This is a genomic window from Marinomonas communis (assembly GCF_004363305.1).
GTDB lineage: Bacteria > Pseudomonadota > Gammaproteobacteria > Pseudomonadales > Marinomonadaceae > Marinomonas > Marinomonas communis.
In genome coordinates this window covers 634,319-659,042 of record NZ_SNZA01000001.1, presented here as the reverse complement: position 1 = coordinate 659,042, position 24,724 = coordinate 634,319, and the positions used below count along the sequence as shown (strand labels likewise).

The following is a 24,724-nucleotide window of genomic DNA, read 5'->3' as shown; positions in this document are numbered from 1 at the left end:
AATTCAACGAAAATACGTCTCCGGTTCATGATGAGAATCACGCCCACTATGGGTGTCACTAATTTTTATAATATGCTCAAAGTGAGCTATTAACGAGTAGAGTAGGAACTTCTAATGAGTAGCATTGAAGAACGCGTTAAAAAAATCGTTTGCGAACAACTAGGTGTTAAAGAGGAAGAAGTTGTGCCAGCAGCGTCTTTCGTAGATGATCTAGGTGCTGATTCCCTAGACACAGTTGAGCTTGTAATGGCTCTTGAAGAGGAATTCGATACAGAGATTCCTGACGAAGAAGCAGAAAAAATCACCACTGTACAAGCAGCAATTGATTACATCAACGCTAACTTGTAATAACCTGGTGCACTGAGTTTTCGAAAAGCCGCTTGTATTGTACGTACAGCGGCTTTTCTTATTCATACCCCCTACATAAAAGGGAGTTTTTCGGAGGAATCATATGTCTCGTCGTCGGGTCGTAGTCACCGGTATGGGAATGGTGAGCCCCCTTGGCAATAACGTAAAAGACTCTTGGGATAATGTAATTGAAGGCAAAAGTGGTGTTTCTCCAATTGAGCACTTTGATGCCTCCCAATTTTCCACCCGTTTTGCTGCGCAAGTAAGAGACTTCGATGCATCGCAATACATGAGCGTAAAAGAAGCTCGGAAAATGGATGTTTTCATTCAATACGGTATTGCGGCAGCAGTCCAAGCTATTGAAGATGCTAGATTAACCCCTGAAGCAATTGACTATCAACGTGTTGGATGTGCTATCGGTTCAGGTATTGGTGGTTTGCCAATGATCGAGAAGAACGTTGAATTGCTGAATGCATCGGGGCCAAAACGGATCTCTCCGTTCTTTGTTCCTGGCGCAATCATTAATATGATTTCTGGGCATGTTGCGATTCGCTTTGGTTTTCAAGGGCCAAACATTTCGATCGTAACAGCTTGTACTACAGGTACGCATAACATAGGTATGGCGGGGCGTATGATTTCATACGGTGACGCAGATGTTATGGTGGCTGGTGGTGCAGAAATGGCAATCACTCCGCTTGGTATCGGTGGCTTCGGTGCAGCACGTGCTTTGTCGACACGCAATGATGATCCTAAGACAGCAAGCCGGCCATGGGATAAAGACCGTGATGGTTTTGTGATGGGGGATGGCTCAGGTATTCTAGTTTTAGAGGAATACGAGCATGCCATCGCTCGTGGAGCGACGATCTATGCAGAATTGGCTGGCTTTGGTATGAGTGATGATGCCTACCATATGACCGCACCACCAGAGAATGGTGATGGGGCTTTATCCGCAATGAGTGCTGCTCTTAAAGATGCGGGTGCCAAGGCGTCAGAGATTGATTACATTAACGCTCATGGTACTTCAACTCCGATTGGTGATCTTGCTGAAACGCAAGCGGTCAAAACATTAATGGGGGCTGATGCCTCTGATGTTGCAATGAGCTCAACGAAGTCGATGACTGGTCACCTGTTAGGTGCAGCGGGTGCAGTAGAGTCTATTTTCTCTGTTTTGGCGATACGGGATCAGTTGGTGCCACCGACTATTAATTTGGAAGAACCTAGCGAAGGTTGTGACTTGAACTATGTTGCCCATACGGCACAAAAACGAAAAGTCGAGTTAGTCCTTAACAATTCGTTTGGTTTTGGTGGAACCAACGGCACTTTAGTGTTCCGAAAAATATAAAAAAAGCGGCAATAGCCGCTTTTTTTATAAACTTAATTTTTATTGCAAGGTTTCCCCTTGAGCAGCAGGGCGATTAGCTTCTATCATTTCAGCTATGTCTACGCTCCCACCTGCTTGTTCCGCATCATATAATTGCTCGTCAATTTGTTGGTAAAAACCGAGCTCTTCGTCTCCTAGGAAGTGCAAGCATTCACCACCGACAAAATATAATAGCTCACGATGCATTAAAGGAACCAAGTTTGGGTAGCAGCGGATAAAGCGGCTTAACAGCTCCTGGGCATCAAAGAGAAACTCAGGTTGAGCTTGGTTGCCTGAAGTAATTAGTTCATCCCACTTATTAATAAAATCTTGCTCTTCTTCAGCTAACTCAGAGCGATCAAAGGGGTCATGCTCTTGGAAGCGTTGCTGAAGGTTTTGTAGGCGGCTAATAATAAATTGGATTCTAGAACTCACGAGAAATGAAACCTATCTTGATGGGTTTAAAGTGTATTAATTAAGAAGGTTATTATGGCATATGCTATTGAAATAAAGGACCTAAAAAAACGCTACGACAACGGTTTTGAAGCCTTAAAAGGGGTTGATCTAACTGTTGAGCAGGGAGATTTCTTTGCTTTGTTGGGGCCGAATGGCGCGGGTAAGTCGACAACGATTGGGATTCTTTGTTCTTTAGTCAATAAATCCGCAGGGAGTGTGCGTATTTTTGGCGTGGATATTGATCAAGATTTTGCCAAAGCAAAGTTACACCTCGGCGTAGTGCCTCAAGAGTTCAACTTCAATGTCTTTGAGACGGTGTTTAACGTCGTGGTCACGCAGGCTGGCTTTTATGGAATACCATTGGAGTTAGCAAAAGAACGAGCTGAAAAGTATCTTAAACAACTCGACCTTTGGGATAAAAAAGACACGCAGTCTCGTATGCTATCAGGTGGTATGAAGCGTCGATTAATGATTGCTCGTGCGCTGATACATGAACCGAAAGTCTTAATCCTCGATGAGCCTACAGCAGGTGTTGATATAGAGCTGCGTCGTTCTATGTGGGAGTTCATTAAAGAGCTAAATGAGCAGGGCACCACGATTATCCTAACGACCCATTACCTTGAAGAGGCGGAGCAGCTTTGTCGAAATATTGCCATCATTAACAGTGGTGAAATTGTTGAGAACACCAGTGTGAAGGCGCTTTTAAAGACATTAAGCAGTGAGACGTTTGTATTGGATTTAGATCATTCTCTTTCAAATGTAGAACTGGACGGTTATGAGATGAATTTAGTAGGTGATGGTTCTTCAATCGAAGTAGCGGTCATGAAAGGTCAAAACCTAAATGATGTGTTTAATTATTTAAATCAGCTGAATGTCAAAGTCGTCAGTATGCGTAATAAGTCAAACCGTCTTGAAGAGCTATTTGTAAAATTGATCAAAGGAAGTAAGTAGCATGTCCTCGTCTGAAATTTGGATTGCCTTTTACACCATCTTGCGCCGAGAGATTCGCCGCTTTATGCGCATATGGCCGCAAACCCTCCTACCTCCAGCCATAACCATGACCCTTTATTTCGCGATCTTTGGTAATCTAATTGGAAGTCGTATTGGGGAAATGGGGGGCTTCAGTTATATGCAGTTCATCGTCCCAGGACTGATCATGATGTCGGTGATCACCAACTCATATTCGAATGTTGCGTCATCGTTTTTCTCAGCCAAGTTCCAGCATAGCGTTCAAGAATTACTGGTGTCACCTACGCCTAATTGGGTGATTTTACTAGGCTATGTTTTAGGCGGCGTTGCTCGAGGGCTTTTTGTCGGGGCGATTGTGACAGTGTTGTCGCTGTTTTTTACACATATGCATCTACATAACTTACTACTAACGGTGCTTATCGTATTCCTGACATCAGTGATGTTCTCGTTGGGAGGCTTTGTTAATGCCCTCTATGCGCGCTCATTTGATGATGTGTCCATTGTGCCGACATTTATCTTAACACCACTCACGTACCTTGGTGGGGTGTTTTACTCGATTAGTTTGCTACCAGAGCTTTGGCAAGGGGTATCCATGCTAAATCCGGTGCTTTATATGGTAAATGCCTTCCGTTATGGGATTTTAGGTGTTTCAGATATTGACGTGACGTGGGCTTTGTTTATTATCGCTGCCTTTATCATTGCGTTATTTTATATTGGTTTGTCTCTACTCAATCGCGGTAGAGGCATTAGAAGTTGAGGTGTTGAACATGGGTTTTTTGCCCCTAGGACAGAAAACGGAATATGTGTCTGAGTACGATCCAGGATTGTTGTTTCCCATCCCGCGCGTAGACAAGTGGAAAGACATGGGAATTGAGTCTGAGCGCTTACCTTTTCATGGTGAGGATATTTGGAATGCATATGAGTTGTCCTGGCTAAATAAAAAAGGCAAACCTATTGTTGCGACGGCTGAGTTTCGTCTGCCTTGTCATTCGCCAAATATCATTGAGTCGAAGTCTTTCAAGTTGTACCTGAATTCGCTTAATCAGATGCGCTATGAAGATCAGTTTGAAGTACAAGAACTGCTTGAAAAAGATCTATCAGCAGCGGCAGGTGCCGATGTGACGGTAATCATACGTGATGTGGAGGCGATGGAAGCGCTTGTGGTGCTAACACCTGATTACTGTATCGATGATCTAGATGTTGAGGTCAATGAATACCATCCAAATGCAGATCTTTTGACGACTGTTGAAGGAGAGCAAGTAGAGGAACGTTTAGTTAGCCACTTGCTCAAGTCAAACTGTCCTGTGACGAATCAGCCTGACTGGGGCTCTGTATTCATTGATTATCGTGGGGCTAAAATCGACCATGCTGGTCTGCTAAAGTACGTTGCTTCATTCCGTGAGCATACTGACTTTCACGAACAGTGTGTGGAACGCATCTTCATCGACATCATGACAAAATGTCAGCCTGAGAGTTTGATTGTCTATGCACGCTATGTTCGTCGCGGCGGTTTAGATATCAATCCTTATCGCTCGACAGATCCAATTGTCTTAGGTAATGATCGTTTAACAAGACAATAGTGTAATTACTCCGCTAGTCGTGTTGCTGGCTAGCGGAGTGTTCCTAAGTATTTCCGCTCAAGATCTGAATAGGCAAGTTGTAGTCTATCAAGTTCAAGACTCTTTTTGTTGTATTCATTTCGTAGTGTTTTTTCTGTTGAGCCAGACACTTGATTTAATAATGAGTCTTTCATGTGCTGAATTTGTCCCACTAGATCTCGGTGTTCTTCTCTAAGGGCCTCTAACTCCAACAGCTCTTTCGGCATATCCTCAGCATTAGTGCTATTGCGTTTATCTTTTGTTTGTCTTTCGATGCGCTCTCGCAGGGCAACGTTTTCAGTTTCGGCACTCTCAAGTTCTTGAGCCAATAATTGCACACAAGTCTCAGATTCTTTCAACATTTGCTCTAGGTTCAGAACTTCCTTTTCTTGCTCTGAAATCGATTGAGCTCTTTCGGGAGTATCCTTATTAAGGTTTGCAAAGCCACCTAGAATAGACTCTAGCGTATCGCGCTTATTTGAAGATAATGTTTGGTATTCACCTAAAACACCACCCTCGCTTGACTTCAGTTGCTCATCAATGGCTTCAAGTTGTTTATCCTTATCGTGAATTTCTTGCTTAAGTGATGAAATGGATAAGTTGGTACTTTCGAGCTCCGACTGTAGTTGCTCAATCAAAGAGCTGGATTCGTTTGCAAGGCGCTCCATACGACTAATGGCCATTTGCTGGGCTTTCTCTTTCTGATCACCTTTGTCATTAGCGCTATCTTTAAGCTGGGCTTGTAAATGTTCAATAATGGCCTGTTGGCGCTTCGATAAACGTTCGAGTTGATGAAGGTGGCGCGTAGAGCTGTGTTGAATTTGGGGGGTGTCTTTCTCCGGAGCTTGAGCCGTCTGTTTGAGATCCTGGTTATGATGCGCATGTTCTTCTAGTTTACTAACTTGATCCTGTTGTTTTTTTAGTTCATTACGTAATCGTTGTAACTCAGTATCTTTAACTTTGAGCTTGTTCAGTTTCTTTTCAGCAAACTCGATACTCTTGTGAAGCTCCCCATGTAGTTCTCTTTGGTTGGTTACAAGTTCTTCTTTTGAAATGAGTAACTCGCTGGCTTGGATGAATTCAGCGTCTGTTTCCTTCAATGTTTCAGTAAGAGAGTGCTTCGTTAAATTTCGGTTCTTAACACTTTCAAGAGTGCTAATGATGCTGGCCATAAATCGATTTAAAATCGCTTGAGGCTTTTCGGTTTCATCATTAAGCAAAATAGCACGCTCAGCCTTCACAAGAGTGCCCCAAAGTTTAAAGCGTGTGACAGTTTCTAAATCGTCGGATGTACGTAAGCTTTTAAGGACATCGGCTGCTTCATTAGCTTGAAGTTCTAAGGCCTTTGCAAATGCTTTAAAAGGGGATTGCTCATCGTCTTCAGCTGAATTATTAAACGGAAGAGTAGTGTTTTCTTCGATGCTAACAGATTCATCTGACTCGACAGAATCTGTTTGTTTGTCGTTAGAAGGTTTGCTTAGTTTTTTAGCGCGCCATAGAATCCATAGTGATGCGATGGCCATGACGGTGGCGGCTTCCAGTAAGACCCATAGAACCCATTTTTCCATAATGCCTGCCTCATAAATGAGAGTCGTTTAGATTTACTTGTCTCAGCACATTCGTTATCTTTAGGTATATATATGATATTAACGGAATTTTTCACGCTATGAGTAAAGATTTTTTACGATTTATGCGAGATCGTGTATCTCGAAATCAACTTGCTGAGCCGGCACCCTCTAAGGAAGAGTGGTTTGATATTCTGGATGCAGCGAGCCGAGCGGCAGATCATGGCTCGTTAAAGCCTTGGCGTTTTAAAGTGTTTAGCGGCTCAGGTCGTGAGCAAGTTGGTCAAGTTTATTGGCAGCATGCGAAAAGTGAAGTCCCAGAACTGACGGATGATAAAGCGGAAACTTTTATTAAGAAAGCCTTCCGAGCCCCTGCTATTTTGCTCGTTTACGCGGACATTGTGCATCATCCCAAGGTGCCTGAGTTTGAACAACTTATGGCGGCTTCAGCTGCTGCACAGCAAGCATTGCTGGGGTTAGATGCTCTAGGCTATGGCGGTATTTGGAGAACGGGTCCTGCAGTGTTTACCGATACTGCTAAGGACTTATTCGATCTTAATGATAACCAACAGGTTGTTGGTTTGATTTACGCAGGAACACCGACGCAGACTCCTAATCGAGTGGCTGATACAGGTCTTGAAGAAAGATTAAGCTTTGTTGATTTATAGATCGAATGGATGATTTAAAGTTCTCGAAGTTGTTCGAGAACTTTAAATTAACCTAACACTTTCGCTAAATATGACGACCATCGTTATTGCTGATAACAAGACTCTTTGTTTCTTTGCGTAACATGCTGATAAATTGTGTTTCTATATCTTTGAGCGCAACGGACTCAGGTGTAACGAGATACACTTCTGTGACGGGTAAAGATTCATAGGGTGGTAATGGCCACAGTAGTCCCTGATCAACATACGGCTGAGCGCTTTCTGTTGTCAGGGCACCAAATCCAACGCCAAGTAATATCAAGCGTCTAATTTCTTCTAGGTTGGAAGATACAGCCGTAAGTTTTCCCCAAAATCGATTCTCCTCTCTAAATTGAGCGATAGCGTCTAATCCTTCCCCTGGCTGATCGCTTTCAAACGATACATAGGGGATGCCTTTAATATCATCAATGGTTAGGTCACTTTGACCAAATAAATGATGAGACGGCCCGCAGAAAAAGCCCATTTTCTCATATCCGAGAAAGTCACATCTGATACCTGTTTTGGCAATTTTTTTATTACAAAGCCCAATATGAAGCTCGCCTTCAGCGACATGAGCGACAATATCCGCGCTAGGAAAGGTATTAATATTGAAGAGCACGTTTGGATATTGTTGGTGATAGGTCTTTATGGTGTTGTCGAGCGCTGGGCTAAATAGGTGGCTGGCCACTTCAATTTTTAGCTCGCCTTGTACTAAATCTTGCTGATCAACAAACTGGTTGGCCATAGTACTGATGATACGGCTAACCGATGAGGCGTACTCGTACACACGCATGCCATCAAGGGTGAGTGAGAAGACACCTTTCTTTCTAAGAATTAGACGGGTATCGAAGTGTTCTTCAAGTCTTTTTAATGCATTGCTGACACTAGGCTGGCTTAAAGAAAGTCGCCTTGCTGCGGCACTAATTCCCCCTTCGTTTACGATAACTAAAAACGTATACAGTAAGTTCCAATCAAGGTTTCGAAGCAATTTATCTTTATTTGTTAGCATGGATTTATAGTCTACACATAGCGGTAAGCTATATATAGCATACTTATTCATCATTATGGCTTTTGTTTTCTTTTGTAGATACTGCTTAACGTTCCACTAAAAAAATTAGAAGCAGTACCTCTTTCGGTACCGAATATGACAAAGGAAACGACGATGAATAAAACATACCTCCCTATCAAACTAGCGCTTGTTGCAATGTCCATTTCAGCTTATCAAGCCTCGGCACAAGAAACTGTTCGTATCGGTACAGAAGGTGCTTACCCTCCATTTAACTACTTCACTGCTGATGGTCAATTAGCAGGTTTTGATATTGATATCGGTAAAGCCATTTGTGCCGATATGGGAGTCCAATGCGAGTTCATCGCTCAAGATTGGGATGGCATTATTCCGGCCCTTTTAGCCAATAAATATGATGTCGTTTTAGCATCTATGTTCATTACAGAAGCGCGAAAAGAGCAAGTTGCCTTTACCAAGCCCTATCAAGCGTCTGCGATGACGTTTGTCGTGGATAAAAATTCAGGGATCAATGACGTTGATCCTGAATCTATGGATGGCATGATCATCGGAGCGCAAAGCTCTACTACTCAGGCGGATTACCTTGCTAGCGCTTATCCAAATGCTGAAATTCGACTTTACCCTACGCAAGATGCTGCAAACCTCGATATGGCCAGTGGTCGCATAGACGCCATGGTGGGCGATATCATGCCAATGACAGATTGGATTGCTACTCAAGATGGCTCTTGCTGTGAGAAGGCAGGGGAGTTAATTACCAATCCAAAATATGTCGGAGAAGGGGTGGGCATGGCGCTTCGTAAAGAAGACGCTGAGCTACGAGAGCGTATCAATAAATCGCTCGCAAACATCATTTCTAATGGCACATATCAGAAAATTAACGAGCAGTACTTCTCTCTAAACTTATTGACGCTCAAGTAAGAGTGGTCTGTGTTTTCTTGATTTTCAATAAGAATGAGAGGGAAGGTAAATGGATAACTTGGCTTTACTCAGCTTTGGTAGTCAGGGCTGGGGTGATGAACTGCTTAAAGGCCTTTGCATTACTTTGCTGTTGGCATTTTTAGCATTACCCATAGGGTTAATAATAGGCACTGGGGTTGCTGGGTTATCTGTTAGCTCTTCACGTTTTGGGCGAGCCTTCGCAACATTTTACACGACGCTGTTACGAGGCCTGCCTGAGCTTCTGACGTTATTCATCATCTATCATGGTCTTGGATTGCTGTTGAACCAGCTAATAAAGTGGCTCAATCCAGACATTAAGTATGTAGAGTTCAGTCCTTTTGCGGCAGGGATAATTGCACTAGCTTTGGTTTTCAGTAGTTATGCTGCTGAAGTGATCCGTGGAGCTTGGCAGGCGATGGATAAAGGACAAAAGGAAGCAGGTATAGCACTGTCAATGAATAGGTGGCTGATCTTTTGGTTTATAGAAAGGCCGCAGATTGTGCGCTTGGCACTGCCTGGTCTGGGTAATCTTTGGATTAATTTATTGAAAGACACGGCCTTGGTCTCGGTCATTGCCTTAGATGACCTGATGCGCGCCGCCAACATTGCAGTAGGTGCAACGAAGAAGCCATTTCTTTTCTACTTAAGCGTCTGCTTAGTTTACTGGCTGATTTGTATTTTATGTGAGCGAGTTTTATTCAAAATGGAAACTCGTTTAAACCGCGGCATAAGTGCGGGTAAATAGGGGGATATATGTTGGATGTATTGACTCGTTTTGCTCCAATGCTGGCAGATGGTGCGTTAATAACATTAAAAATCACCCTGCTATCCGTATCTATGGCTGCACTGCTTGCCTTGCCGTTGTCATTGATGCGTATTCAAGAGTCGCGTTTTTTAAGGTGGCCGGTACAGCTCATCATTTCATTTTTTCGTGGTACGCCGTTGATCGCGCAACTGTTCTTGTTGTACTACGGCAGTGGTCAATTTAGGCCTTTCTTGATGGAGATGGGGCTTTGGGGATTCTTCAGAGATCCGGTGAACTGCGCGATTTTAACCTTTACTATGAACTCCATGGCCTATCAAACAGAAATACTTCGAGGTGCATTGCAATCCGTGGACAAACGCTCAGTGGAGGCTGGCAAAGCAATGGGGATGCCAATGAACTTGCTTTATCGTCACATAGTATTGCCACTTGCATACAGAACGGCCTTCCCAGCTTTGGGGAATGAGGTGATCTTAATGTTGAAAGGAGGGGCTGTCGCGAGTGTGATAACTGTTATGGATTTGATGGGGCAGACCAGAAGGGTGTTCTCACAATCCTTTGACATAAATGTGTACCTCGTTGCTGCTGCTATGTACCTAATTATTGCCATTGTATTTGTTTCAATTTGGCGTCTATTTGAACGCTATCTGAATAGACATCAATCTCATAGGGTTATTCGGCGAAAACCAATAACTAACCGCACTGCATTGAACTAATTCCTTAACTTATTTTTTACGAGCCTAATCGCTCGGGGAAACACTCGTCTCTAAAAAGGGGATCTAATTATGAATACCATCGAATTAAAAGCACCTTACCTAGTTTTCTTGGGGGATGCAGAAGATCTAATTATGGCAAAAGTGGCAAAAGGGATTGCGCACTGGAGACCAGAGAAATGTTTAGCACAAATGCGACTTCCTGAAGCAAAAGCAAAATTAGACTTACCTGACATGACGCCGCAACAAGCATCTGATGCGGGGGCGAAAACTTTCGTATTGGGGTTGGCACCAATTGGTGGCACCTTACCAACAGAATGGATCGCTATTCTTATTGAAGCGATGGAAGCAGGGCTCGACATTGCGAGTGGTTTGCATCAAAAGCTGGCAGACATTCCAGAACTAGTCGAAGCATCAAAACGAACTGGGCAAAAGCTCTTAGATGTTCGAGTGCCAAAAGGTGACATGGTTTGTGGTACAGGCTTACCAAGAAGTGGCAAACGTTTATTGGCGGTCGGTACAGATTGTTGTGTCGGCAAAATGTTTACCACTTTGGCCATCCACCAAGAAATGATCAAACAGGGCATGAAGGCGACGTTTAGAGCAACGGGACAGACAGGTATTTTGATTGAGGGTTCGGGTGTTCCAGTTGACGCGGTGGTATCGGATTTTATAGCGGGAATGGTAGAGCAGTTATCACCCTCAAATGAGCCCGATCATTGGGATGTCATCGAAGGTCAAGGAGCTCTAGGGCATCCAGCATATGCCGGAGTAAGTTTAGGATTACTACATGGTTCGCAAGCCGATGTGATCATTGTGTGTCATGAAGCAGGGCGCGAACAAATGGACCTGATGGAAGGTTATCCAGTGCCGGATCTGCAGTATGTGATTGATATGAATATCATGATGGGCAAGTTAACCAATCCAAATATTAAACTGGGAGGTATTTCTTTAAATACATCCAATCTTTCTGAAGATGAGGCACTTACCACCATCGCACATTTAGAAAAACGATTTGGTGTACCAGTGGTGGATCCGGTTAGAACGGGAGTGAAGCCAATTGTTGACCGATTGGAGACTTATGATGCGTAAAGTCGGTATTCGAGTGGAAAAGTGGCCTTTGCATGAACCCTTCGTCATCTCGCGTATGGCTCCTCAACTGAATGGTGAAGTAGTCGTTGTTGAGGTGGAAGAAAATGGCCTGTTAGGTCGCGGAGAGTGCGAGCGCATGGATGTTTTCGAAGAAGATTACCCGGATGTGCTCGCAATGGTCCAATCCGTTAAAGAGGCGCTTGAAGATGGTGTTTCCAGAGAAGCGCTGCAGACATTGCTACCCTCCGGTGCGGCTCGTAATGCAGTGGATTGCGCCTTGTTTGAACTGGAGGCGAAGCTAGCGGGAGTGAGTGCTTGGCAGTTGGCGGGGCAGAGTGATGTTCCCCAACCCGTAACAACCGTGTTTACCCTTTCACTTGGAACGCCTGAAGCAATGGCGCAAGCAGCGAGTAGAAATCAGCACTTGCCAATACTGAAATTAAAATTGGGCAGTGAAGGCGACATAGAGCGTGTGCGAGCGGTCAGGAGTGCAGCGCCTACTCCTCGTCTTGTGATCGACGCTAACACTCGCTGGAGCTTTAGCCAATTAAAGCAGTATCTCCCAGAACTTAAAGCATTGGGGGTAGAGATGGTGGAGCAGCCTCTTTCTCCAGATGAAGAGCACCTGCTTGAAGGGTTTGAACCCCCAATTCCCATTGTTGCTGATGAGTCCTGTATTGATCGCAACTCTTTACCAATTCTGAGAAAACGGTATCAAGGAATCAATATTAAATTGGATAAAACCGGCGGTATGACAGAAGCACTTGCTCTACTCAAGGAAGCTAAAGCCGAGAATTTTGAAGTGATGGTAGGCTGTATGTTGGGGACTTCTTTGGCCATGGCGCCTGCTTTACTCTTAGCGCAAGAAGCACGCTGGGTGGATATTGATGGACCTTTGTTGCTATCGGAAGATCGTACCCCAAGCTTGGCTTATCATGATGGCGAAGTCACGCCCATCGAGGGGGTATGGGGGTAAGCAAAAGTCTTATTGAGTCGCTAAAAATATTTGCAATTCAATGACTTCATCGATATGATACGCGCCACGTTTCGCAGCAATGCAAACAAAAAGTTTTGGTGAGCTGTCCGAGTGGCCGAAGGAGCACGCCTGGAAAGCGTGTATGTCGAAAGGCATCAAGAGTTCGAATCTCTTGCTCACCGCCATTATTAAAAGCCGTCACTTGTAAAAGTGACGGCTTTTTTCGTTTCTGTTTTTCTTTACAATTCTGACCATTTACACAGGCATTTTGGAAAGATGGATAGATGCCTGCTACCCTTGAAGAAGTAAGGTGATTTCGAGTTACGTTTTTCTATCATGGAGTAGATATGGAATGGAGAGCTTACTAACTAACTTATTTTATCTGCCGAACTCCGGAGTCATCATTAAAGGTAGCTATAGCCTGTGGTTTGTTTTGTTGTCTTTAATGATTGCGATTTTTTCCTCTTACACTGCTTTGCAGATAGCGTCCTATAAAAAACATTGTTCAGGCCCATGGTGTGATCGAGTCACTATTTTGTGTGCTGGTTTGGCCTTAGGTGGTGGTGTATGGTCAATGCATTTTATTGGCATGCTGGCTTTTCACCTGCATACCAAGATTGAGTACGATGTTTTTCTAACCCTTTTGTCCATCATCCCAGGGTTCCTTGCGTCTTGGCTAGCGCTATATTTTATTGATGCGAAACATAATGCTTTCTTGCCTCTATTAGGTGGTGGAGTGCTGGTGGGTGCTGGTATTGGTGCTATGCATTATGTTGGCATGGCGGCCATGAAAATGGAGTTGTTGCTTCGTTATGACCTAAGTACTTTTCTGGTATCAATTCTTGTCGCTGTTGTTTTTGCCACGTTATCACTTTGGGTTAGATTTTATCTAATTGATGTCTTTTATAAACGGCGTCTATACATCATAAATTTAATAGCGGCTGTTGCAATGGGTTTTGCAATATCTGGCATGCACTATATGGGCATGGCTGCCGCGCGTTTTATCGTGCCCAGAGGCGCTAATTTTGAAACTGAGGCAAATGTAGTGCCTAGTGTATTAGCGTTCGGGGTATCTGTAGTCACCTTGGTCATTATTGGCATGGTGCTGGCGCTGGTTACGATCAGTAAATACAAAGCCGTAACAATAAAAGTGAAAGAGAGTGAGGGGCGCTTTCGTACTCTGGTTGCCAATATTCCGGGTGCTGCTTATAGAAGGCGCTTCCACAATAACACTGATACTTTATTTGTTAGTGATGCCATCCAAGATATTACAGGTTATGAGGCGTGCGCCTTTTTGGGAGATAACTGTCAGCTCAGTTTTCGAAGTCTAGTTCTTGATGAAGACTTGGGACGTTTGGATGAAATAAACGAGCGGGGTGATGCTAGCATTGAGTACAGAATCCGCAGAGCTGATGGACAAATTCGTTGGATCCATGATCATTTCAAGGTGATCACTCATGATCGTGAAAAGCTGATAGATGGCTTTATCATGGATGTCACTGAGCAAGTTATAGCTAGAAAAGAGGTTGATCGATTCAAGGCGTTGGTCGATTTTTCGGAGGACGCTATTATTTGCTTATCTCTTAAAGGCGAGATACTGAGTTGGAATGATGCAGCACGAAAGATTTATGGGTATTCCGAGTCTGAAATTATTGGAAAGCCAATGTCTATTCTGAGTGGCTTAAGCTATAAGGAAGAGTGCGAATTCATTCACGGCGTGGTGCAAGGTAAGAGGCGGCATCATTATCGAACGCGTTACCATCACAAGAATGGTTCATCTCTATTTGTATCGATCACGGCCTCGCCCATTATGGATTCAGATGGTGTTGTTCGTTCAATTTCTAAAATATCTCGCGATGTCACCCATGAGGTACTTGAAACAGAGAGAATGAAAAAGCAGTTAGATCATGATCAACTAACAGGACTACTCAGCCGATTTGGGTTTGATACATATTTTGAAAATCAAATTTGCCAAGCTGCTTTAAATGCTGATGTACTTGCCCTGATTTTTATTGATCTGGATGGCTTTAAATATTTTAACGATACCTATGGTCATGAATTCGGTGATCAAATACTAAAAGAAGTAGCTCACAAAATGCGTATAGCATTAAGGGGTGGTCAGGGGATAGGAAGGCTTGGTGGTGATGAGTTTGTAATCTGTATACCTTCCATTGAACGAAGGGAGTTAGCTGAAAAGGTTGCTTTCAGGATCATTCAAAGTCTATTGAGCATAAACGAAATAGATGGTGTTCCAGTATCGATTACAGCCAGTCTTGGTATCTCAATGTACCCTGAAAATGGTTCGGATATGTCTGAATTATTACGAAATTCAGACATGGCCATGTATGAGGCTAAACGTAACGGCAAAAACCAGGTGCAGTTTTTTAGTACGGACTAAACAGATTAGTTTGTTAGTTGTTTTATGGGTTCAAAAACAACAGGGCGACCGCTATCTGAGATTGAGGCGACAATAAAGCGTGCTGAAGCGCTCGTTTTTGCACTATCACCTTGAATGGTGATTGTCTGAGTAAATTCCGTTTTGAATTTGCTGATCGAACGGCATTGGGTTTCAACCACAGCAGTCATTCCACTTCTAAGTGGGGATTTGTAATCGATTTCGGCGCGCATGACCACCAGATGGACACCTGACTGGGTGATGACAGCGAAATCTAGTCCTTTGTCCTTAATAAAGGTGTGTCGGGCGTGTTCTAGGTAGTTTTGATACACGGCATTGTTCACAATACCTTGCATGTCGCATTCATAATCACGAACTTCTATAACCGTGGTGTGCAGCTGTGTGTTATCCATTCACTCATTCATTTTTCTAGATTAACGACTGGCCGTGCGATTGCGGCCCTGACGCTTGGCATTATCCAGATATCCACTGGCTCTAGCAATGAGATTGGTCGGGCTTTCTTGGCCAATGATGGTAGCCACACCCACTGACACACAGATCTTCTCAATAATACCTTGGCCAGACCGGTTTTTTAGGCGTTGCTTGTTTAGGTGAGAGCGGATGATTTCCGCATATTCAATCGCGTAATCCAATGTAGCTTCGTGAAGAACAATGGCAAAGGTTCCGCCGCTCAAACGGGCGAGCGTTGCATTTTCAAGCTTCTTATTTAGAAGAATGCGCCCGATATGACAGATGAGGGCAGTACCAGCTCTGCGCCCATGTTTGATATTGATATCTTTAAGGTGATCGATGTCTAAAATCAACAAAGATAGGTCATCCTCAGAGCCTGGAATCAAGCTGTAGAGTTGTCGCTCTAATCCCTTTTGGTTAAAAAGCTGTGTAAGAGGATCCAAATCAACATTGTTTTTTATTTCATCAAGCTCAGCTTTAAGTTGCTGTACTTCTTCGTTGACGCGATTGAGAGTATTTGAGAAGTGTTCGGCATCGCTTAGCGCTTTCTTGGTGCCCTGGTCTAAAAATCGAACCACTTTTTCAAGGTGCTTATGTCTGTCTGCACGAGATAGAACTCGACGACTTTTTGCAACAACGCTCTCAAGCTCTTGGAGACTTTCAGACATCGAATATGTGTTACTTGAAATGCTGTTTACCAGCTCTTCAAGTTTGTCTTTATGTTCGTTGTTGTAGCGGGCTTCTTCAGCAACTAAGAACTGATGAAAAAGCTCCTTAGACATAAAGCTAGGTAGACTACCTAGCTTTCCAATTGTTGAGTCAACAAGCTGATTCAGTTTAGGAGAGGTTTGACGGACATATTCATACCAAATGCCATAATTGTATGGCGTAGGTGCAATGTCCATTTTTCGCATCAGCGGCACGGCTTTGTGCAATAGAGCATTAGCTTGTCGCGGACTGTCAGGATGCATTCAAACCTCTTTTATGAATTTGCATTCACACAAATTTAACAACACCAGCTAAAAAATCAAAATAAATATCATTGATATCTAGGGATTTTTTTAAATTAAATCGTATGAGTTAAGTTACAATCATCCAGTATTGTAAATAAATGTATCTTAACCGCCCGCAATCTTTGCTTGAATCCCTATCTCTGATAAATAACTTTGAACCTTACTGCGCTGGTCGCCTTGAATTTCAATAAAACCGTCTTTTACTGAACCACCCACACCACAGTGGTTTTTCAGCTTTTTGGCTAGCACTTTTAGCTCATCGGCAGTCATGGCTAACTCTTTAATCAAAGTTACGCCTTTTCCTTTTCTTCCTTTAGTTTCAAGCTGAATCTTTACTTTTCCAGAGCCTAGAATTGTAGAGCTATCATTGCATTGGCAATCGTCGATGGCGTAATCACATTCTGGGCAGATACGACCTTGGTCAGTCGAGTAGACAAGTTTATTTTTCATGATAGGTTCTCAGTTACTTGGGTGTTTCTCTAGCCAGCTCAATAGGCTTTTCATGTCTTGCTCAAGGGGCGCTTCAATGGACAGCGTCGATTGAGTGGTTGGGTGTTTAAAGGTTAGTGACTTGGCATGTAGCATTAAGCGTAGGTCTTCAGACCAATGTTGACGCATGACTTGGTTGTGATGCCTGCACCCATAGCGAGTATCGCCCAGAAGCGGATGGAAGACGTGCTTAAAGTGTCGTCTGATCTGGTGCGTGCGTCCTTGTTCAGGCTTAACTTCAACTAGACTAAGGCGCATTTTCGGGTAGCGGCTTACTGGTATATTAATTTCATAACGTTCTAAGGTTTTGAAATGGCTGACAGCAGGCTTTTCAGTGCCCTCGATCTTAAAGCGAGAACGACCTTTTTCTTCGTTAAGTTTGGCAAGAGGGTAGTCAATTGTGCCAAGTTCTTGCGGATAGCCTCTCACAATCGCTTGATACACTTTGTCAGTGGTTCGAGCCATAAATTGCTCGCCTAGTGCCCCCGCTACATCTTCTTTCAAGGCCATTACCAGAACACCTGACGTTGCTCTATCCAGACGATGTATTGGGTAAACCCATTTGCCCAATTGCTCATTTAATCTTTGCACTACGGCGTCTTGCTCATGTTTGGCTAAGTCGGTGCGATGGACGAGCAGTCCACTGGGTTTGTTGACGACGACTAGGTCGTCGTCAAGGTAAAGTATGTCTAAGGTCATTCAGTTTACTGATCAATAAAAGCGGCCATGTTATCACAGGCGATCTGAAGTAGTCGTGTCATTGCGCTGTGACTTGCCCAAGCAACATGAGGCGTCAGAATAAAATTGGGGTAGTGAGCGATGGCTTGAAGTGGATGATCTTTTGGCATTGGCTCAACGGTGGCTACATCAAATCCAGCTCCAGCGATTTGTTGCTGTTTTAATGCGTCTACAAGAGCGGTTTCATTCACTAAGCCGCCACGGCCAGTATTAATTAGAATGGCGCTTGGTTTCATCTTGGCGAATGTCGCTTCGTCAATTACGTCACGCGTTTGATCCGTTAGGGGGCAGTGCAAGGTGATGATATCCGCTTGTTTAATAGCCTCATCAAACGCGACATATCCCTTTCGTACATCGGTGGCCTGTTTGTGCTCAGCAAAGATGACATTCATGCCAAATGCTTCAGCAATGGTTGCTACTCGATTGCCTAATGCGCCTTTGCCGATAATACACAACGTACTTTGGTTCAAATCTAGGATCGGGAAATCCATAAAGCAAAAGAACTCAGAGGATGCCCATTGTCCTTGCTTTATCGCTTCACGATATCGAGTAATGTTTCGACGCAGCTCTAAAATCATCGCAAAGGTGTGTTCTGGTACACTGACAGTAGAGTATCCAGCAACATTTTGGACAGCGATTCCTAATTCTTGGCAAGCCTCTAAGTCAACATTGTTCATGCCAGTTGCCATTACTTGAACCAACTTTATGGAAGGGCATTGTTCGAGTGCAGCTCGGCTTAGAACAACTTTATTTGTCATTACGATGTCGGCATCACGTATTCTCTCGACAACATTTTCAGCGCTGGAGTTATGGTATTGCTGAAACTCATCCACTTTTTCAGGTAAGGGGATGTCTATTTGCTCAGGAAATGATCCACGATCCAAAAATACAGCTTTCATCGTAAGTCCTTATTATTTATTAAGTAGTGGCAAAAGGGTTGGTGTAATGTTGTTTAAAACAACAGGTTGGCCCTTTGCGTTAGGATGAAGCCCGTCATTTTGCATTAAGCTTGAATCGAGTGCGACATTTTCCAGCATAAAGGGGACATATGCGATCTGATATTGCTCGGCTAACTCTTTGTAAAGGTTGAAAAACTGAGTGGTGTAGGTGCGACCATAATTACTGGGTAAATGGTTCCCCAAAAGGACTATGTCAGCAGAGTGTTGCTGAATAAGCTCAATCATAGAAGCAAGGTTCTGCTTGGCTTGATTTAATGGGTAGCCTCGTAGGCCATCATTAGCGCCAAGCTCCAGAACAACCCAAGTTGGCTGATGTGTTTCAAGCAGTTTTGGAAGCCGAGCTAATCCGCCTTGTGTCGTTTCGCCACTGATACTGGCGTTGATGATCGTTATATCAGGGTGGCTTTGATTTATTTGTTCGCCAAGTAAACTTACCCATCCTTGTTGTTGTCTTAAGTTATACGCAGCACTTAGGCTGTCCCCAAATACCATTAAGGTCTTTGCTTGAGCGTTGGCAGCGAAGATCGAGAAGAAACAAAGTAACGAAACAATTAATTTAGACATCATAGGCAATCCACTTATGCAGGACACGGAAACTTTATCAGCTTTAACAATAGAAAAGCTTAATCATTCTGTTGCAACAAGCAACGGTGAATTGGACATACTAAAAGGAATAAACCTGTCAATTCGTGATGGCGAGTCCGTTGCGATAGTGGGGGCCTCTGGTTCTGGGAAGTCGACATTACTGGGTTTGATGGCGGGCCTTGATCAGCATACACAAGGTTCTATTCGTTTGTACGATCAGCCTCTTGAACAATTGGATGAAGAGGGGCGTGCTGTGTTGAGAGGGCAATATGTCGGCTTTATTTTTCAATCATTTCACTTACTACCTAGTTTAACAGCCCTTGAGAACGTTATGTTGCCCAATGAGCTGAAAGGTGATCGCAGCGCCAAAGACCGCGCGCAATCCCTATTAGAACAGGTGGGACTGTCACACCGTATAAGTCATTATCCACGGCAACTGTCAGGGGGCGAGCAACAGCGAGTTGCCATTGCCCGCGCTTTTGCCTCGGCGCCCAAAATACTGTTTGCCGATGAGCCGACAGGTAACCTAGACAGCAAAAACGGTGCCTTAGTAGAAGATTTGCTCTTTGAATTAAATCAAAAACAAGGCACCACGTTGGTTGTTGTCACTCACGATCCAGAGCTTGCCGCACGCTGTGATCGCCAGATTGAAATTCACGATGGCGAACTCAAGGAGTCCTAATGTTTGCATGGCGATTATTATTAAGGGAATGCAAAACTGGAGACGTGCTGACATTATTGGTTGCGCTTGTGTTGTCCGTTGCAACGGTAACGGGCATAGGCTTGTTTGTTGACCGTTTGCAGCAGTCATTTGAAGTACAGTCTGCCAATTTGTTAGGCGCAGACCGTAGTGTGCGACGTGATGACCCCATTCCCACAGAATGGATAAATCAGGCTCAATCAGAAGGACTTGAAACTGCTCAAACGGCTTCGTTTTCTTCGATGGTGTTCAGTGACCAAGGTCTACAACTGGCTCAATTGAGAGCCGTGTCTAGTAACTACCCATTACGTGGGGAGTTTCTGGTCGACCAGCAAATGTTTGGTACCGGTGTTTCAACTAAAGACGCGCCTGCGTCTGGCGAAATCTGGCTCTCCTCACGTTTAGCGAGTTTATTGGGGGCTGGTATTTCGGATAAGGTCCGTGTCGGGGAAGTGTCACTTCTGGTGACCAAGTTCTTAGTCCGTGACCCGGGCAGTGCAACGTCAGCTTTTGCCATTGCTCCAAGGGCAGTGATGAATCAGGAGGACTTGGCAGCCACACAGATCATCATTCCAGGGGCTCGCGTTCGCTATGCGTTCTTGTACGCGGGTGAAGTAGAGAATCTTGAACGTTTCGATAACAGTCTAAGGCCTATGTTGGGTGAGGGGGAACGAATTCGTACTCCTATCGAGCGTGGTGAGCGTGTGGGTAATACGGTCAATCGTGCTGAGTCTTTCTTGTTATTAGCAGGCACTTTGGCGGTTGTTATGTCTGGTGTTGCGATGGCGTTGGCGTCCTCACGTTATGTTAAAAGGCACCTCACACAATTTGCCGTCATGAAAACAATGGGGGCGACACCTAAAAAGCTGTCATCTCTTATGGCGATTCAAATTACGGCCATTGTTCTGTTTGGCATCATAATTGGTTCTGGCTTAGGGCTGTTGGTTCAGGCACTGATAGCCGATTTGCTGTCATCTTTGATGAATGCAGAATTACCGTCTCCGAGCTGGAGTAAGCTATGGTTGGGAGCGGCGACGGCTATTATTTCCACCTTGGCATTCTGTGCGCCGCTACTGGCAAGATTGGTCAGTGTGCCTCCGCTTACAGTACTGCAACCTGCTGCCGCATTACCCATGCGTTCAACGTCCTTGCTGTTGTTCGGTTTGGTGGGGATGTACGGTCTGATGATTATCTACGCTGGCGGATGGCAGTTGCCTTCCATCCTAATGGTTGGTTTAGCGGTTGTGACGGCGCTGGTGTTCGTCGTTGGTTGGGGTATGTTTGCGTTAAGTCGCAAACTCTCTAAACAATCGACAACTGGTTGGCAAGTTGGCTTAGCTGCTTTGCATAGACGATTAGTCTCTAACTTGTTCCAGCTATTAGTGTTTACTTTGATCATTATGCTGAGCTTGATCTTGATCGGTGTGCAAAGCAATCTGGTCCGTGATTGGCAAGCGCAAGTGCCAGAAAATACTCCTAATCATTATTTGTTTAACGCTCAAGCAACTCAAGTTGAAGATATTAAGCAATACACCCAAGAAAACGGGTTAGCTACTTCTGATTGGTTCCCAATGGTGCGTGGGCGCGTGATTAAGATTAATGGAGAAGACGTTGAGGCGTTATACCCTAATAGACGTGATGAGCCTGAAATTGCTGAACGTGAGTTGAACCTGACCTGGGCTGATCAAATTGGAGAAGGCTCGGCATTGTTAGAAGGGGATTTTAGCGCACAAGGGATCTCGATTGAGCAACAAGCGGCGATCGAAGCAAATGTGGGAATCGGCGACGAGTTGACCATCAGTATTGGTGGGCTTGAGTATACCTTGCCAATTACCTCTATCCGCTCTGTAGACTGGCAAAGTATGCAGCCAAACTTCTACTTGATCTTGCCCAAAACCGTTTTGTCGAATTATCAGGCGAACTACGTTAGCAGTGTTTTCTTAGATCAGACCAATGCAGCTGACTTTTATCGCTTTATGTCTAATTACCCAACGGTGTCGATGTTAAATATTGGTGAGCTGTTAAAACAAGTCCAAGACATTATTGCGCAATTGGCGAATGCTTTGAAAATTGTACTCAGTTTCATCTTAGGTGCTGGCGCTCTAGTGCTGGTTGCCAGCGTGCGCTCTACACTAGATGAGCGTTTACAAGAAGGTGCCTTGCTGCGCACTTTGGGGGCAACGAAACAGATAGTGCGCCAAGCTTTATTGGTGGAGTTTGGTGCGTTAGGTTTGTTTGCGGGTGTGATTGGCGCAGCGGGAGCTGAGATGGCTTTGGTTGGTTTGCAGCACTTCGTATTTGAAATGGAAATCGCGTTTCACCTGTCTCTCTGGCTGATTGGCCCGATTGCTGGATGGGGAATTGTGACAATTATTGGTGTATTTGCGAGCCGAGCTGTGCTAAAAGTGCCGCCCATTCGTTTATTGAGATCCATCTAAGTACACTTATACATGTTTGAAACGCAACAAGGTTACATTGTCAGTCGTCACAGTGGTGATGAAAACGGTCGATTATCGATCCATTATTATGTGAAGACTGACAAGGCGACCGTTAAAGTCACCATTGCCAATCCTGAAACATTATTTTTTACCAATGCACCTGTCGAGGCGATTGCAACAGATGTCCATGGTGTTGACTGTGAGCCTAGCCAGCTCAAGACTTTTTCTCATGATGAAGTAACAGTCGTACGTTGTCAGAGTTTGTTGTTGCAGCAGCAAATGGTGGCAATGGTGAAGAAATTAGGTTTTACCGTCTATGAAGAAGATGTGAAACCTGAAGACCGCTACTTAATGGAGCGTCATATTCGAGGCAAGGTCACGTTTATTGGCCAGCCAGATGCTTCGGGGCAAAGCTTTAGCGAAGCCCGATTGAAAGTAGGAGAGTACGAACCTGCATGGCAAGTATGGTCTTTGGATATCGAGACCTCTGTTACCCGCAATGAGCTGCTGTCGATTGGTATCACATCCGGTGATAGAAAAGTTGTTTTAGTAGTGTCGCCTGAGCAAACGGATTTAGAGAACGTTTATACCTTTGCGGATGAACGTAAGCTGTTGATGGCTTTTATCAAGTTTGTCAGAAAGCACTCACCAGACATTATTATTGGCTGGAATGTGATCGGTTTCGACCTAATGTTTTTAGACCAGAGGTTTAAGACATTAGGCATTAAGCCTGCTTTGGGTGTGCAAGGTGAAACGTGGCGTGTTCGAGAAGCCAAAGAGAGTGGTAAGGTATTTGCTAACATAGCAGGCCGCGTTGTTTTAGATGGCATAACCATGCTTAAAGTGGGCGGTTACCACTTTAATTCTTACAGTCTTAACAATGTTAGCCAAGAGTTATTGGATGATTCAAAGCTGTTGGCAGGTGGTGATCGTTGGCAAGAAATTGAACGTATGCACCGAGAAGAGTTAGCAAACTTCGTTGCTTATAATCTTCAAGATTGTGTGTTGGTTGAACAAATCTTTGCCAAACTCCAGTTAATCGAATTACAGCAAACCCGAGTTGATTTAACCGGGATACCTCTCTCACAAACTGGCGGTTCAGTGGCGTCGTTTGAAAACCTATACCTACCTCGTTTACACCGAAAAGGCTGGGTGGCGCCGGCATGGAGTGATGACAAATTCGTGCCAAGCCCAGGTGGTTTCGTGATGAACTCTGTACCCGGGTTATACAAAAATGTCTTAGTGTTCGACTTTAAGAGTCTGTATCCAAGCATTATCCGAACTTTCTACGTGGATCCACTGGCACGAGTAGTTGGGCAAGCACTATCGCAAGAAGAAGGTGTTGTGCCTGGTTATCGAGGGGCTTCATTCCAGCGTCAATTTGCGATCCTGCCAGAGCTCGTTGCTGAGTTAGCGCATTCTCGCGAGCAAGCTAAACAAGATGGCAACGACATCTTAAGTTACGCCATTAAAATTATCATGAACTCTTTTTATGGGGTTCTGGGCTCGTCTGTTTGCCGTTTCTATCATGCGGAACTGGCTAGCTCTATCACCATGCGTGGTCATGAGCTACTGGGACGCAGTAAGCAGTGGATGGAAGAGCGTGGCGCCAAGGTCATTTATGGTGATACCGACTCCCTTTTCATCACGTTGTCTGATGAATTAAGTGAAGAGCAAGCGTGGGAAGCGGGTAAGCAACTGTGCGCGGTAGTTAACCAATGCCTGTCTGAATGGTGTGGTGATTATGCTGACATTGAGTCACATTTAGAGCTAGAGTTTGAGACGCTGTATACCCGCTTCTACATGCCCACTATTAGAGGTCAGGAAGAAGGTTCTAAAAAACGCTATGCAGGTTTATCTGGTGGCGAGCTTATTTTTAAGGGGTTGGAAGCTGCCCGAAGTGATTGGACGCCATTGGCGAAACGTTTTCAGGTAGAGTTGTTTGAGCACTTATTCTTCGATAAAGATCTTAACCATTATGTGAGTAGCTTTGTAGCAGACTTGCTGGAAGGTCGCTACGATAGTGAGCTAGTCTATACCAAACAACTCACTCGACCATTGTCGAAATATACGAAAACACAACCTCCTCATGTGCGTGCAGCCCGAATGATTGATGACCAGCGTGCTCAGCAAGGGTTGCCACCTGAATACGACCGCGGTCGTAAACGTGTTCAATATGTTTACACCTTAAGTGGCGTTTCACCTTTTTTAGATCAGCAAGCATTAGACTCATTGGATTATCAGCATTATATCGATAAGCAAATTTTGCCTATTGCGGAAGGCGTTTTTCAAATGCTTAATTTGGAAGTTACTGATATACTGACCCCACAATTTAACCTGCTATAAAATGTAAGGTTATTATTTAGTGTAAATTCGTTTAAGGCACACGTTTCTCGTGTGTCTGCGCTTATAGCGCAACGCAACTTTATGGATTGACAGTTGAGTAGGGT

The 24,724-nt window shown here is 44.2% G+C and carries 24 protein-coding genes and 1 tRNA gene; 16 read left to right on the top strand and 9 right to left on the bottom strand.

Features of this window, described 5'->3' with window-relative positions; all coding sequences use genetic code 11:
* Positions 1 to 114: 114 nt before the first annotated feature.
* Together acpP and fabF are read left to right on the top strand one after the other, a co-directional pair.
* Entirely contained in the window at positions 115 to 348 is a 234-nt protein-coding gene (gene acpP / locus C8D85_RS03125) for an acyl carrier protein (RefSeq protein ID WP_055462884.1), read from the top strand.
* Positions 349 to 451: 103 nt separating this feature from the next.
* Complete coding sequence (fabF, locus tag C8D85_RS03120) at positions 452 to 1,690, top strand: beta-ketoacyl-ACP synthase II (protein WP_133559896.1); 1,239 nt, start codon at positions 452 to 454, stop codon at positions 1,688 to 1,690.
* 39 nt (positions 1,691 to 1,729) lie between these two features.
* Here the strand turns inward: fabF and C8D85_RS03115 are convergent, their stop codons facing one another.
* On the bottom strand, positions 1,730 to 2,143 hold the full coding sequence (locus tag C8D85_RS03115) for a PA2817 family protein (protein ID WP_133559895.1): 414 nt from the start codon (positions 2,141 to 2,143) through the stop codon (positions 1,730 to 1,732).
* A 54-nt stretch (positions 2,144 to 2,197) separates the two neighbouring features.
* Here C8D85_RS03115 and C8D85_RS03110 point away from each other — a divergent pair, with 54 nt between their 5' ends.
* Genes C8D85_RS03110 through queF form a run of 3 tightly spaced genes read left to right on the top strand, consistent with a single transcriptional unit; the run spans position 2,198 to position 4,713 of the window.
* Entirely contained in the window at positions 2,198 to 3,115 is a 918-nt protein-coding gene (locus C8D85_RS03110; protein WP_133559894.1) for an ABC transporter ATP-binding protein, read from the top strand.
* Position 3,116: 1 nt separating this feature from the next.
* A complete protein-coding gene (locus tag C8D85_RS03105) occupies positions 3,117 to 3,890 on the top strand; it encodes an ABC transporter permease (RefSeq protein ID WP_133559893.1) in 774 nt (257 codons plus the stop codon).
* Positions 3,891 to 3,900: 10 nt separating this feature from the next.
* Entirely contained in the window at positions 3,901 to 4,713 is an 813-nt protein-coding gene (queF, locus tag C8D85_RS03100; RefSeq protein ID WP_133559892.1) for an NADPH-dependent 7-cyano-7-deazaguanine reductase QueF, read from the top strand.
* 29 nt (positions 4,714 to 4,742) lie between these two features.
* On the opposite strand, the gene C8D85_RS03095 is transcribed toward queF, so the two are convergent.
* Positions 4,743 to 6,299 carry a coiled-coil domain-containing protein gene (locus C8D85_RS03095; protein WP_133559891.1) on the bottom strand — a complete coding sequence of 519 codons (1,557 nt, stop codon included), beginning with the start codon at positions 6,297 to 6,299 and terminating at the stop codon, positions 4,743 to 4,745.
* 98 nt (positions 6,300 to 6,397) lie between these two features.
* Here C8D85_RS03095 and C8D85_RS03090 point away from each other — a divergent pair, with 98 nt between their 5' ends.
* A complete protein-coding gene (locus C8D85_RS03090) occupies positions 6,398 to 6,964 on the top strand; it encodes a nitroreductase family protein (protein ID WP_133559890.1) in 567 nt (188 codons plus the stop codon).
* A 64-nt stretch (positions 6,965 to 7,028) separates the two neighbouring features.
* On the opposite strand, the gene C8D85_RS03085 is transcribed toward C8D85_RS03090, so the two are convergent.
* Positions 7,029 to 8,042: a LysR family transcriptional regulator gene (locus C8D85_RS03085; RefSeq protein ID WP_244936878.1), complete on the bottom strand. Its 1,014-nt coding sequence runs from the start codon at positions 8,040 to 8,042 to the stop codon at positions 7,029 to 7,031.
* A 99-nt stretch (positions 8,043 to 8,141) separates the two neighbouring features.
* Here C8D85_RS03085 and C8D85_RS03080 point away from each other — a divergent pair, with 99 nt between their 5' ends.
* The 7 genes from C8D85_RS03080 (at position 8,142) to C8D85_RS03050 (ending at position 14,884) form a co-directional block, all read left to right on the top strand.
* The gene (locus C8D85_RS03080) at positions 8,142 to 8,921 is read left to right on the top strand and encodes a transporter substrate-binding domain-containing protein (protein ID WP_133559889.1); all 780 of its coding nucleotides are present in this window, start codon (positions 8,142 to 8,144) and stop codon (positions 8,919 to 8,921) included.
* Between the two features lie 49 nt (positions 8,922 to 8,970).
* Positions 8,971 to 9,687, top strand: a complete 717-nt coding sequence (locus C8D85_RS03075) for an ABC transporter permease (RefSeq protein WP_133559888.1) — start codon at positions 8,971 to 8,973, stop codon at positions 9,685 to 9,687.
* Between the two features lie 8 nt (positions 9,688 to 9,695).
* Complete coding sequence (locus C8D85_RS03070; RefSeq protein ID WP_133559887.1) at positions 9,696 to 10,421, top strand: ABC transporter permease; 726 nt, start codon at positions 9,696 to 9,698, stop codon at positions 10,419 to 10,421.
* A gap of 69 nt (positions 10,422 to 10,490) precedes the next feature.
* Positions 10,491 to 11,510: an N-acetyltransferase DgcN gene (dgcN, locus tag C8D85_RS03065; protein WP_133559886.1), complete on the top strand. Its 1,020-nt coding sequence runs from the start codon at positions 10,491 to 10,493 to the stop codon at positions 11,508 to 11,510.
* Positions 11,500 to 12,486, top strand: a complete 987-nt coding sequence (gene dgcA, locus C8D85_RS03060; protein WP_244936877.1) for an N-acetyl-D-Glu racemase DgcA — start codon at positions 11,500 to 11,502, stop codon at positions 12,484 to 12,486. Before dgcN ends, dgcA begins: the two co-directional genes overlap by 11 nt.
* Positions 12,487 to 12,583: 97 nt before the next feature.
* Positions 12,584 to 12,671: transfer RNA gene (locus C8D85_RS03055), tRNA-Ser, on the top strand.
* Between the two features lie 167 nt (positions 12,672 to 12,838).
* Positions 12,839 to 14,884, top strand: coding sequence for a sensor domain-containing diguanylate cyclase (locus tag C8D85_RS03050; RefSeq protein WP_133559885.1), 2,046 nt, complete (start codon positions 12,839 to 12,841; stop codon positions 14,882 to 14,884).
* 5 nt (positions 14,885 to 14,889) lie between these two features.
* Here C8D85_RS03050 and C8D85_RS03045 read toward each other — a convergent pair whose 3' ends face one another.
* From C8D85_RS03045 to C8D85_RS03020, 6 genes are all read right to left on the bottom strand, one after another.
* Positions 14,890 to 15,294 carry an acyl-CoA thioesterase gene (locus C8D85_RS03045; protein ID WP_133559884.1) on the bottom strand — a complete coding sequence of 135 codons (405 nt, stop codon included), beginning with the start codon at positions 15,292 to 15,294 and terminating at the stop codon, positions 14,890 to 14,892.
* Positions 15,295 to 15,315: 21 nt separating this feature from the next.
* A complete protein-coding gene (locus C8D85_RS03040) occupies positions 15,316 to 16,323 on the bottom strand; it encodes a GGDEF domain-containing protein (protein ID WP_133559883.1) in 1,008 nt (335 codons plus the stop codon).
* Positions 16,324 to 16,470: 147 nt separating this feature from the next.
* Positions 16,471 to 16,815, bottom strand: a complete 345-nt coding sequence (locus C8D85_RS03035) for a translation initiation factor (RefSeq protein ID WP_133559882.1) — start codon at positions 16,813 to 16,815, stop codon at positions 16,471 to 16,473.
* 9 nt (positions 16,816 to 16,824) lie between these two features.
* Positions 16,825 to 17,553: an RluA family pseudouridine synthase gene (locus C8D85_RS03030; protein WP_133559881.1), complete on the bottom strand. Its 729-nt coding sequence runs from the start codon at positions 17,551 to 17,553 to the stop codon at positions 16,825 to 16,827.
* Between the two features lie 5 nt (positions 17,554 to 17,558).
* Positions 17,559 to 18,491 (bottom strand): D-2-hydroxyacid dehydrogenase, encoded by a 933-nt coding sequence (locus tag C8D85_RS03025; RefSeq protein ID WP_133559880.1) that lies wholly within the window; start codon positions 18,489 to 18,491, stop codon positions 17,559 to 17,561.
* 12 nt (positions 18,492 to 18,503) lie between these two features.
* Positions 18,504 to 19,118 carry an arylesterase gene (locus C8D85_RS03020; protein ID WP_133559879.1) on the bottom strand — a complete coding sequence of 205 codons (615 nt, stop codon included), beginning with the start codon at positions 19,116 to 19,118 and terminating at the stop codon, positions 18,504 to 18,506.
* Positions 19,119 to 19,131: 13 nt separating this feature from the next.
* On the opposite strand from C8D85_RS03020, the gene C8D85_RS03015 reads away from it, so the two are divergent.
* From C8D85_RS03015 to C8D85_RS03005, 3 genes are read left to right on the top strand one after another with little or no spacing between them, the layout of a single operon-like run.
* Positions 19,132 to 19,818: an ABC transporter ATP-binding protein gene (locus C8D85_RS03015; RefSeq protein WP_133559878.1), complete on the top strand. Its 687-nt coding sequence runs from the start codon at positions 19,132 to 19,134 to the stop codon at positions 19,816 to 19,818.
* On the top strand, positions 19,818 to 22,274 hold the full coding sequence (locus C8D85_RS03010; RefSeq protein WP_133559877.1) for an ABC transporter permease: 2,457 nt from the start codon (positions 19,818 to 19,820) through the stop codon (positions 22,272 to 22,274). Before C8D85_RS03015 ends, C8D85_RS03010 begins: the two co-directional genes overlap by 1 nt.
* Before the next feature lie 12 nt (positions 22,275 to 22,286).
* Complete coding sequence (locus C8D85_RS03005) at positions 22,287 to 24,620, top strand: DNA polymerase II (protein ID WP_133559876.1); 2,334 nt, start codon at positions 22,287 to 22,289, stop codon at positions 24,618 to 24,620.
* Positions 24,621 to 24,724 lie beyond the last annotated feature (104 nt).